General features: G+C 69.6%; 9 protein-coding genes. 5 read left to right on the top strand and 4 right to left on the bottom strand.

Annotated elements, in window-relative coordinates; all coding sequences use genetic code 11:
- Together RUH65_RS14005 and RUH65_RS14000 are read right to left on the bottom strand one after the other, a co-directional pair.
- Window positions 1-922: ABC transporter permease (locus tag RUH65_RS14005; RefSeq protein WP_313818199.1), on the bottom strand; the 922-nt coding region annotated here is incomplete at its 3' end.
- Window positions 923-1,093: 171 nt separating this feature from the next.
- Window positions 1,094-2,680, bottom strand: coding sequence for an ABC transporter substrate-binding protein (locus tag RUH65_RS14000; protein ID WP_313818198.1), 1,587 nt, complete (start codon window positions 2,678-2,680; stop codon window positions 1,094-1,096).
- A gap of 380 nt (window positions 2,681-3,060) precedes the next feature.
- Between RUH65_RS14000 and RUH65_RS13995 the strand changes: the two genes are divergently transcribed.
- The 3 genes from RUH65_RS13995 to RUH65_RS13985 are packed head-to-tail and all read left to right on the top strand — an operon-like array spanning window position 3,061 to window position 5,436.
- A complete protein-coding gene (locus RUH65_RS13995) occupies window positions 3,061-4,065 on the top strand; it encodes a 2-hydroxyacid dehydrogenase (protein ID WP_313818197.1) in 1,005 nt (334 codons plus the stop codon).
- Between the two features lie 58 nt (window positions 4,066-4,123).
- On the top strand, window positions 4,124-4,528 hold the full coding sequence (locus RUH65_RS13990; protein ID WP_313818196.1) for a universal stress protein: 405 nt from the start codon (window positions 4,124-4,126) through the stop codon (window positions 4,526-4,528).
- A 47-nt stretch (window positions 4,529-4,575) separates the two neighbouring features.
- On the top strand, window positions 4,576-5,436 hold the full coding sequence (locus RUH65_RS13985) for an IclR family transcriptional regulator (protein ID WP_313818195.1): 861 nt from the start codon (window positions 4,576-4,578) through the stop codon (window positions 5,434-5,436).
- 10 nt (window positions 5,437-5,446) lie between these two features.
- On the opposite strand, the gene guaB is transcribed toward RUH65_RS13985, so the two are convergent.
- Together guaB and RUH65_RS13975 are read right to left on the bottom strand one after the other, a co-directional pair.
- Window positions 5,447-6,991, bottom strand: a complete 1,545-nt coding sequence (gene guaB, locus RUH65_RS13980) for an IMP dehydrogenase (RefSeq protein WP_313818194.1) — start codon at window positions 6,989-6,991, stop codon at window positions 5,447-5,449.
- Window positions 6,992-7,164: 173 nt separating this feature from the next.
- Window positions 7,165-7,890, bottom strand: a complete 726-nt coding sequence (locus tag RUH65_RS13975) for a class E sortase (protein WP_313818193.1) — start codon at window positions 7,888-7,890, stop codon at window positions 7,165-7,167.
- A 162-nt stretch (window positions 7,891-8,052) separates the two neighbouring features.
- Here RUH65_RS13975 and RUH65_RS13970 point away from each other — a divergent pair, with 162 nt between their 5' ends.
- Window positions 8,053-9,486, top strand: a complete 1,434-nt coding sequence (locus RUH65_RS13970) for a dicarboxylate/amino acid:cation symporter (protein ID WP_396180315.1) — start codon at window positions 8,053-8,055, stop codon at window positions 9,484-9,486.
- A gap of 189 nt (window positions 9,487-9,675) precedes the next feature.
- A complete protein-coding gene (locus tag RUH65_RS13965) occupies window positions 9,676-10,494 on the top strand; it encodes a M23 family metallopeptidase (RefSeq protein ID WP_313818200.1) in 819 nt (272 codons plus the stop codon).
- The last annotated feature ends 100 nt before the right edge of the window (window positions 10,495-10,594 follow it).

The following is a 10,594-nucleotide window of genomic DNA, read 5'->3' as shown; positions in this document are numbered from 1 at the left end:
CGGCGGACGCGGGGCGGACCCGCGGGTCCAGCAGGGCGTAGAGCAGGTCGATCACGATGTTGAGGACAAAGATCGCGATGGCGGTCAGCAGGACACAGGCCTGCAGCACGGCGAAGTCACGCTGCAGGATCGAGTCGATCATCAGCTTGCCGATGCCGGGCCAGCCGAAGATCGTCTCCACCACCACGGCGCCGTTGACCAAGCCCACCGTGAGGTCGCCGGCGACGGTCAGGCCGGGGGCGGCCGCATTGCGCAGGGCATGCCGGGTGACGACCCGGGTCTGTGAGGCACCCTTGGCGCGGGCCAGCTTGATGTACGGCTCGGACAGGGCGGACACCATGGCGCCGCGGATGACCTGGACCAGGGCCCCGAAGGGCCGCAGGGCCAAGGTCGCGATCGGCAACACCCACGCCTCCGCGCCGATGACGCCGGAGGTCGGCAGCCAGCCGAGGGTGATGGCGAAGATCCAGATGCCCACGATCGCGAGCCAGAAGTCCGGGATGGAGGCGGCGGCCATGGACAGGAAACTCGCGATCCGGTCCACCACGCCGTTGGGCCGAAGGGCCGCCCAGCTGCCGACGATCACGGCCAGCACGATCGCGATGACCATCGTCGTGGCAGCCAGCTGCAGGGTTGCCGGGAAGGCACGCAGGGCCATCTCGCCGGCCGCCTCTCCCGTCCGCAGGGAGGTTCCGAAGTCGAGCCGGAGCACACCGCCGAAGTACTCGCCCATCTGCACCCAGAGGGGCTGGTCCAGGCCGTTGCGGGTGATGAAGTCCTCCCGCATCTGCTCGGTCGCGTTCAGGGGCAGGTAGAGCGCGGCGGGGTTGCCGGTCATGCGGGCCAGGGCGAAGACGCCCACCACCACGACGACCAGGGGCAGCGCGCTGGAGATGATGCGCTTACGCAGATACGTCAGCATGGGTCCTCCCAAGGGTTGCGGGGAAAGTTTGTCCGCCGTGCGGGCGGGCGTGGGCGAGTGCGAGGAGCGTAGCCGGGCCGGAGGCCGGCTGGGGCCGGTGTGCGGCCGGCCCCACCCCGGAGACCCGGTGTGCGGGCCCCCGGGATCAGCCGGCGGGGTCAGCCGGCGGGGTCAGCCGGCCGGTGTGACCTCGGCCAGGCGCAGCTCGTCACCCGAGGAGGAGTTCGGTTCGTAGCTCACGGAGTCGGCGATGCCGAGCATGCCCGTCTGGTGGGCGAGGTGGGCGAACTGCACGACCTCCTCGTTCTGGTACTCGAAGACCTCCTCGTAGGCCGCGGCCCGGTCCTCACCGCTCTGCTGGCCAGCCTCCGTGATCATCTGATCCAGCTCGTCGGTGCCGAAGGCGCTCTGCGCGCCGTCCGAGAGCATGTACTGATCCACGGTGAACGCGGCGTCACCGGCCTGGTTGCCGTGCTGGGTCAGGTGCAGGATGGCCCCCTCGTCCTCCACGAACGGACGGACCTGATACGTCAGGTGCTGGCTGGTCTCCATCATCTTGAGATTGACGTTCAGACCGGCCTGGGAGAGCTGCTCCTGCAGGACCTGGCCCAGTTCCTCGATGCGCGGGAACTGCGCCGAGCGCACGATCAGGCTGATCGGGGCGGAGGTGTCCACCCCGTCCGCCTTGGCCTCCTCGACCAGCTTCTTGGCCTCGTCCGGGTCATAGGGCCAGCCCTCGAGGGACTCGTTGTGGCCGACCACGCCCTCCGGCACCAGCTGGGCGGCCACCGTGTCCCGGTCCCCGTAGAGGCTGGAGACGATGCCCTCCTTGTCGATGGCGAAGTTGACGGCCTGCCGGATCCGGATGTCGTTGAACGGCTCCGACTCCGCGTGCATGCGCAGGGCGATCGTCTCGTTGTTCGGATACGGCACGCCCAGCTCGCCGATCTGGTCCTCCGGGCTCAGGCCCGTGGCGATCTCGGCCTCACCGGAGGTGATCATGGCGGCACGCACGGAGGACTCCTCGCGCCACTGGTACTGCGCCGTGGGGAAGGCCGGAGCCTCGCCCCAGTACTCCTCGTAGGCCGAGACTTCGATGTTCTGGCCGGCGTTCCAGGCGTCCAGCTGGTAGGGACCGGTGCCGATCGGCTCGCGCACCTTCTCCGTGTCCGAGGTCTCCGCGGGGACGACCTCGAGGAAGGACAGGCGCAGCGGGAGGATGGGGTCTGCCTGCGCGGCGGTGACCTCGAGGGTGGTGTCATCGACGACCTCGACCTCCAGGTCGTCGTCACCGAAGACGTAGCCCTCCACGTTGCAGCCGAGGTCCGAGTTCACCGCCCGTTCGATGGTGTGCGCAGCGTCTTCGGCGGTGAAGTCCGAGCCATCGTGGAACGTCACGCCCTCGCGCAGCGTGAACGTCCACGTGGTGTCGTCCTCCGATGACCATTCGGTGGCCAGCTTGGGTTCGAGTTCTCCGGAAGTGGGGTTCCGTTCCAGGAGGGGCTCGGTGATCGTGGAGCGGTCCACCACACCGGTGCTGGTGAGGTTCGCCTCGCAGGGCTCCAGCGTGGGCGGCTCCTGCTGGAGCACCACCCGCAGGGTCTCCGGGGCGGCGCCATCGCTCCCACCGCCGGCGGCGTCCTCCGAGTTGGCCACGCCACATCCGGACAGGACCAGTCCGGAGCCCATGGCCAGGGACAGTGCGGCGAGCGGCAGACGGCGGCGTCCGGCGCGGGGGGTCGAATCGTGATCTCGCATGAGGGGCTTCCTTCGAAACGGTGGTCCGGCGCTGAACCAGATGGACAGCTGGACGGGTGAACAGGTGGGCGAGTGGACAAGTGGTGTCGAACGGGAGGTGCGGTTCCGGTCTCTCCGCTCCCGCAGAGGCGTCTACAGCTGTAGACGAGTGGACTGGGATGGGAACAAGCCTGTGATGCCCGTCACCGTGAGTCAAGAGCGCTGGAGGGCTCATCTTCCGCTCGCCGATCCGTTCGCACCCCCGGAACACCCGGCAGGCGCCCGGCGATGCCCGGACATCCGCCAGATTCCGGGGTTGACGATCCAACCATGCCCTGGAGGTATTGATCCATGCGTTCTGCGTGTTGGACGTGAGATGACTGGATTCCTAGTGTCAAGCCATGACCTCTGACTCCCTCGCCCTCGACGCGAGCACCGCGACCCCCGAGCTCCAGACCGGAACCGCTCATCACGTCCTGCGCGTCGGCCCCGTGAACCCTCAGGTGGCCAGCTCCCTGGATGCGGAGTTCGGCGCGCTGGTTCTGCCGACGGACCCGGCGGAGAGGACCGCGTTCCTCGCCGAACAGGGCGACCAGATCAGGATCGCCGTGTGCTCCGGTCGCTTCGGCGTGGACACCGAGCTGATGCGGGCTCTTCCATCCCTGGAGGCGATCGTCAGCTTCGGCGTCGGCTATGACGCCACCGACGTCGCCCAGGCCGCCGAGCGTGGCATCCCCGTCAGCAACACCCCGGACGTCCTCAACGACTGCGTGGCGGACACCGCCCTCGCCCTCTACCTGGACACCCTGCGGCAGGTCTCCGCCTCGGACCGTTTCGTCCGCGCCGGCCGCTGGGACGCGGGCCAGAACTTCCCCCTGACCACCCGCGCGAGCGGACGGACGGTGGGCATCCTGGGCCTGGGCCGCATCGGGGCCGCGATCGCCCATCGGCTGGAGGGCTTCGGCTGCCGGATCCACTATCACAACCGCAGTGAGCGTACCGAGTCCGGCTACACCTACCATCCGTCGGTGCTCGCGCTGGCCGAGGAGGTCGACGTCCTCATCGTCGCGGCCTCCGGAGGCCCGGACAGCGTGGGCCTCGTCGGCGCGGCCGAGTTGGCCGCCCTTGGACCGCAGGGGCACCTGGTCAATATCGCGCGGGGCACCGTGGTGGACGAGGACGCTCTGGTGGCGGCCCTGTCCGCGGGCACGATCGCCGGCGCCGGGCTGGACGTCTACGAGAACGAACCCCACGTCCCCGAGGCACTGCGCGAGTTGGAGAACGTGGTGGTGCTGCCCCACGTCGGCAGCGGGACCCACGAGACCCGCGCGGACATGGCTGAGCTCGTCCTGGCCAACCTGCGCCAATTCCTGCGGGACGGCACGCTCCGCACCCCGATCAGCTGACCTGCTCCCCCGACCGCCCTCGACTCATCCGCTCGCTGCCCCGTCCCTGGAGGACACCATGAACATCGTCGTCGCCCTCACCGCCACTGCCGAAGCGCAGGCCGCCGCCCACGCGGCGATCGATGAAGCGGCGCTGCGCGGAGCCGGCGTCGTGCTCCTGCCCGAGCCCCGGAAGGGCGAGGCCGGGCCCACCGCTGCAGCGCCCGTCCCAGACCCGGAGGTCGCCCAGTACGCGAGGGAGCGTGGGGTGGATCTGACGGTCGGCGACGTTCCCGCGGACGCCGATTTCGGGGATACGCTGATCGACGCCTCCTATCAGGCGGACACGGCCATGATCGTCATCGGGCTACGGCGCCGCTCCCCCGTGGGCAAGCTGTTCCTCGGCTCCACCTCTCAGCGCGTGCTGCTCGAGTCCGGTTGCCCGGTCCACGCCGTCAAAGTGCGGGTGGGGCCACGCCGCTGACCCGGGGCCGGACCTAGGATGGGCCCACTGACCGAAGGAGGGCGACGGTGACCACTCAGGACACGGCGTCCCAGCGCGCGCCCCAGCCATCCTCCGTACCGCCCGGTCCTTCTGGTTCACCTGGTTCACCTGGCTCCACCCACGGCGCGGTCCAGGGGGTCAGGGAGGTCAAGTCCGCCGCCCGGACCATCGAGGTCCTCGAACTGCTGGCCGAGCGGGGCAACGCCCCGGTGACCATCCGTGATCTCTGCGAGCGTATGGGAGCCCCCCGCAGCAGCGTCTATGCACTGCTCCGCACCCTGGTGGACGCCGGCTGGGTCCGGACTGACGCGCTGAACACCCAGTACAGCATCGGCATCCGCGCCCTGCTGGCCGGCACCACCTACCTGGACGCGGACCCGATCCTGAACGCCGTCCGTCCCGTCCTCCACGACGTCGGACGGAGACTGGGCGCCACCGTGAACTTCGGCCGCCTCGACGGCGGCGACGTCGTCTACCTGGCCACGTGGGAGGCTCCGGGACGGGAACGCTCCGCACCCCGCGTGGGCCGCCGGCTTCCGGCACACGCCACTGCGATCGGCCAGGCCGTCCTCAGCGCGCTGGAGGACCCGGAGTCCCGGCTCGTCCCCCCGCTGGCCCGGCTCACCGACGACACCGTGACCGACCCGGCGGAACTGCTGCGGATCGTGCAAATCACCCGGGAACGCGGCTACGCGCGCGAGGACGGTCAGAACACCCCGAGGGTGGCCTGCGTGGCCATCCCGATGCCCGTCCGTGCCGACGGGGAGCGACTGCTCGACGGACTCTCGGTGTCATTCCACGGTCCGGCCCTCACAGCCGCGCGTGAACGGGAGGCCGCGGTGGTGCTGCGGGAGGCCTCACGGCAGATCCTCGACCGGGCGCCCTGACGGAACGGTGTCAGCGCGTCCGGTAGTTGGGCGCCTCCACCGTCATCATGATGTCGTGCGGGTGCGACTCCTTCAGGCCGGCCGGGGTGATGCGCACGAAGCGGCCGTTCTGCTTGAGCTCCCCGATGGTGGAGGCACCCGTGTAGAACATGGTCTGCCGCAGGCCGCCGGCGAGCTGGTGCACCACGGCGGACAGCGGGCCGCGGTAGGGCACCTGACCCTCGATGCCCTCGGGGATCAGCTTGTCCTCGCTGGGCACATCGGCCTGGAAGTAGCGGTCCTTGGAGAAGGAACGCTGGCCGTTGCGGGTCTGCATGGCGCCCAGGGAGCCCATGCCGCGGTAGGCCTTGAACTGCTTGCCGTTGTAGAACACCAGATCGCCCGGGGATTCGGCGGTGCCGGCCAGCAGTGAGCCGAGCATCACGGAGTCGGCCCCGGCGACCAGCGCCTTGCCGATGTCACCGGAATGCTGCAGGCCGCCGTCGGCGATCAACGGGACACCGGCGGGGATGGTGGCCTTGGCCGCCTCGTAGATGGCGGTGATCTGCGGGACCCCGACGCCGGCCACCACACGGGTGGTGCAGATCGAGCCCGGGCCCACGCCCACCTTGACGGCGTCCGCGCCGGCGTCGACGATCGCCTTGGCGCCGGCGTAGGTGGCGGCCTGGCCGCCGATGACGTCCACGTGCGCCGAGGCCGGGTCCTTCTTCAGGCGGGCGATCATGTCCAGCACGCCCTGCGTGTGACCGTTGGCGGTGTCCACCACGAGCACGTCCGCACCGGCCTCCACGAGGGCCATGGCCCGCTCGTAACCGTCACCGAAGAAGCCGACGGCGCCGCCGACCCGCAGCCGCCCCTCCTCGTCCTTGGTGGCGTCCGGGTACTGCTCGGCCTTGTCGAAGTCCTTGACCGTGATCAGGCCCTGGAGCTTGTTGTTGCCGTCCACGAGCGGCAGCTTCTCGATCCGGTGCTCGGAGAGGAGGCGGACGGTGTCCTCACGGGAGACCCCGACCTCGGCGGTGATGAGCGGCATCGGCGTCATGGCGGAGGCCACCGTGCGGTGCTCGAACTCGGCGCCGGAGATGAACCGGGTGTCCCGGTTGGTGATGATGCCCAGCAGGGTGTTCGACGAGTCGACCACGGGCAGCCCGGAGACGCGGTACTGGGCGCAGAGGTCGTCCCACTCGGCCAGGGTGGCCTCCGGGCCCACGGTGACGGGGTCGGAGATCATGCCGGACTCGGAGCGCTTGACGCGGTCCACGTGGGCGGCCTGGTCCTCGATGGACAGGTTGCGGTGGATGATGCCCATCCCGCCCTGCCGGGCCAGGGAGATCGCCAACGGGGCCTCCGTGACGGTGTCCATGGCAGCCGAGACGATCGGGGTCGTCAGGGTGATGCGCTTGGTCAGGCGGGTGGAGGTGTCCGCCTCGGCCGGAATGACGTCGGTCATGTTCGGGAGCAGGAGGACGTCGTCATAGGTCAGGCCGACGAATCCGAAGGGATCGGCGGCGGTGGCCACCGGGTCTACCGAGGGACCGGGAATCTGTGCACTCACGGGCGAGGGGCCTTTCAGTCAGCGGGGTTGGGCCCAGTCTAGGCCCGCCAGCAGGGAACGGGCTGTTCGAAGTAGTGGCTCGTGCAACGTCTGGGCCCGCCTCTGGTATTCCGCCGGTGAGACATGCCACAAGAGCCCCGCTCAGGGCTCCCTCAGCACACCTCAGGGGGCCTTCAGGACGCCAGGGCGGGCGGCAGGCCTTCGCTCTTCGGGGTCCAGTAGTCGGCCTCGGCCCAGACGATGTAGCGGTCGGTGATCCCGAAGATCGGATCGCAGGTGGTCAGGGTGAGGTACCGGCCCTGGGTGGCGCCCTCGAACGGCGGGATGGGATCCAGCACCTCCGACTGGTGCGGCTTGACGATGTCATGGGCCACCACCCTGTAGACGAGCCAGTGCTCCGCCGATTCGACCACGATCTCGTGGCCTTCCTCCAGGTGGTGGACCTCGCGCAGGGGCTTGCCGTGGGTGGTCCGGTGCCCGGCGAGTCCGGCGTTGCCCATGGCACCGATCGGCTGGGTGGCGTCGTAGTGGCCCACCTGGCCGGAGTCCAGCACGTCCGCGCCGTCCCCGGAGCCGATCGGGACCGCGAAGTCCTCGCCCCAGCTGGGCACGTGCAGCAGTCCCAGGGTGCCTGCCCCCTCGACCACCGGGAAGTTGTCCCGGTGCTCCGCCCCGATGCCGTCATCCACCGGGGTCTGCTCGGAGCGCCACTGCGCGGCGACCTCGGTGCGGTCCGATTCGGCGATGACGTCCGTGATGAACAGCTCGTACACGCCGTACAGGCCTACCAGGATGCCGAGGATGATGAACAGCTTGCCCAGCACGGAGAGGACCCCGCGCCGCGGCTTCTCCCGCCGTGAGGCCCGGCGCGAGTGCGGCCGGTCAAGGGTGCTGGTCATGCCTCGAGGGTACCCTTGCCGGACTCCGACGACATCTGAGCGAACCCCCACCGCTTCAGAAGACACCGCGTCATAGCCGCACCCTCGAGTCACGGGTCACAGTGACGTCATCTGACGCAATACCGGTACACGGTCGTGGTAAAGGAGGACTACTCTACATCGGTGACTTCCTCCACCACCGCCCCCACCCCCACCCGTGTCCGGCGCCTGCCCGGCTGGATGACCAACTTCGGCGTGCAGATCCTCGCCGCCCTCGTCCTCGGCCTGGTCCTGGGCCTCACGGCCCGTTCCACGGGCCACACGGCGGACACCCCGAACGGCCTCGGCACCACGCTGGAGGTGCTCGGCTCCAGCTACATCTCGCTGTTGCGCGCCGCCGTCGTGCCGCTGGTGTTCTTCGCCGTGGTCGCCTCGATCGCCAACCTGGCCAAGGTGACCAACGCTGCCCGGCTGGCCGCCAAGACGCTGCTCTGGTTCGCCATCACGTCACTGATCGCCGTGGTCATCGGCATCGTCCTCGGCGCAGTCATGCAGCCGGGCGTCGGCACCGGGCAGACCACGCCGCCGGACTACGAGGGCAAGACCGGCAGCTGGTGGGCCTTCCTGCAGGGGCTGATCCCGTCCAACTTCCTGGGACTCTCCGCCAGCACCACCGCCGCCGAGGACGGTTCGATGACCACCTCGGTCAGCTTCAACGTGCTGCAGGTGCTGGTCATCTCGATCGCCGTGGGCGTGGCCGCCCTCAAGCTCGGCGAGAAGGCCAAGCCGTTCCTGGACTTCTCCGCCTCGATGCTGGAGGTCATCCAGAAGGTGCTGTGGTGGATCATCCGCATCGCCCCGATCGGCACCGTCGGCCTCATCGGCAACGCCGTGGCCTCCTACGGCTGGGACACCATGGGCACGCTGGCCAAGTTCGTGGCCGCCATCTATGTGGGCCTGGCGATCGTGCTGCTCGTGGTCTACCCGCTGCTCGCCAAGTTCCACGGCCTGTCCATCCGCCAGTACTTCACCGGCATGTGGCCGGCCTTCCAGATGGGCTTCGTCTCCCGGTCCTCCATCGGCACCCTGCCGGTGACCCAGCGCGTGGCCGAGCGGAACTTCGGCGTCCCCCGCGGGTACGCCTCCTTCGCCGTCCCGCTCGGCGCCACCACCAAGATGGACGGCTGCGCCGCGATCTACCCGGCCATCGCCGCGATGTTCGTGGCCCAGTTCTTCGGCATCGATTTGGCCTGGAGTGACTACCTGCTGATCATCCTCGTCTCCGTCCTGGGCTCCGCGGCCACCGCGGGCACCACCGGCGGCGTCGTGATGCTCACCCTCACCCTCTCCACGCTGGGACTGCCGCTGGCCGGCGTCGGGCTCCTGCTCGCCGTGGACCCGATCGTGGACATGGGCCGCACCGGCGTCAACGTGGTGGGCCAGGCACTCGTGCCCGCGCTGGTGTCCAAGCAGGAGGGCATCCTGGATGTCGAGAAGTACAACGCCTCCCGCTCCGGTGCCAACCTGCTGGCCGACGACGAGGCCCCGCTCGAGACCAATGACGACGGCGGCGCCGGCACCGGTGCCGAGCGCGAGAGCGAGCCGTCCCGCGCCTGAGGCGGCCAGACGGCGCCGTCGGACAGACGGCGCTGTCTGCCAGGCGGCGGTCGCTAATGTGGATCGCATGCATCCCCAGAGAACCACCTCTGACCAGTGCTGACGCCGCCCAGAACGTCGCTGGGCGGCGGAACGCTCCGACGGGCTGTCGCCCGATGGCAGACCTGGTGGATCCGGCTCTTCATCGTGATGGTGCTGGTGATGTCCGTGGCGCCGGTCCCCCGCCTGTGGGCCGTGGTCTGCATGGTGGTTCCCCTGGCGCTGCACCTCGTCCGCCCTCCGTCGCAACGGCCGGAGCCGGTCACCATGCATGTTCCCGTGCGCGGCCGGTGGGTCTCCTGCAACAGCCCAGGTTCGAAAGTCCCCAGCCACGGGGTGCGCGCCCATGGTCAGATGTATGCCGTGGACCTCGTCCAGGATGCCTCGGAGGGGGCCACGGACCCCGCCTTCTTACTGGGTTGGTCCCTTCGGGGAAGCAGCCCGGAAAACTATCCGGGCTACGGGGCGCCGGTCCTCGCCATGGCCGCCGGAACGGTGGTCCACGTGACCGACCAGGTACGTGACCATCGCGCCCGCGATTCGTGGCCCACCCTGATCTGGATGCTGACCCTGGAGGGCTTCTTCCGCGTCCTCGGTGGCGCCCGGAGCATCATGGGCAACCGGGTGATCATCCAGCACGACGACGGCACCTGCGCGGCGTACGCGCATCTGCGGCAGGGTTCTGCCGCCGTCCGGCCCGGCGACCGTGTGCAGACCGGGCAGCCGCTCGGGCAGGTCGGCAACACCGGCAACACCTCCGAACCGCACCTTCATGTCCAGCTCATGGACCGCCCCCGCCCCGAGTCCGCGGCGGGTCTGCCGATGCGCTGGACGGGTGTGGAGATCGACACGGAGCGGATCAGCCACCGTTGGGCCACCGGCCACGCCAAGCCCAGTGCGCTGCCGGACTTCCCGGCCAATGGACATCTCCTCCGGGCGGCCGCCCCTCGGGATCACCCCGTTCACTGACGCGTCGCGGGCCCCGTTCCGGCCCTCTTCCGGCCCACGAGCGCTGAACCACGCGGCAGGCACCGGTCAAAACTCTCGTGGGGCGACGCACAGAGGCGCC

It is taken from the genome of Citricoccus sp., from assembly GCF_032154715.1.
In the GTDB taxonomy this organism is placed as follows: domain Bacteria; phylum Actinomycetota; class Actinomycetes; order Actinomycetales; family Micrococcaceae; genus Citricoccus.
This window is presented reverse-complemented; position numbering and strand designations above follow the sequence as displayed.

Bases quoted from the DNA above. Each gene is read 5' to 3' on its own strand.
- RUH65_RS14000 (WP_313818198.1), bottom strand. From the start codon at position 2,680: ATGCGAGATCACGATTCGACCCCCCGCGCCGGACGCCGCCGTCTGCCG.
- RUH65_RS13995 (WP_313818197.1), top strand. From the start codon at position 3,061: ATGACCTCTGACTCCCTCGCCCTCGACGCGAGCACCGCGACCCCCGAG.
- RUH65_RS13990 (WP_313818196.1), top strand. From the start codon at position 4,124: ATGAACATCGTCGTCGCCCTCACCGCCACTGCCGAAGCGCAGGCCGCC.
- RUH65_RS13975 (WP_313818193.1), bottom strand. From the start codon at position 7,890: ATGACCAGCACCCTTGACCGGCCGCACTCGCGCCGGGCCTCACGGCGG.
- RUH65_RS13965 (WP_313818200.1), top strand. From the start codon at position 9,676: ATGGTGCTGGTGATGTCCGTGGCGCCGGTCCCCCGCCTGTGGGCCGTG.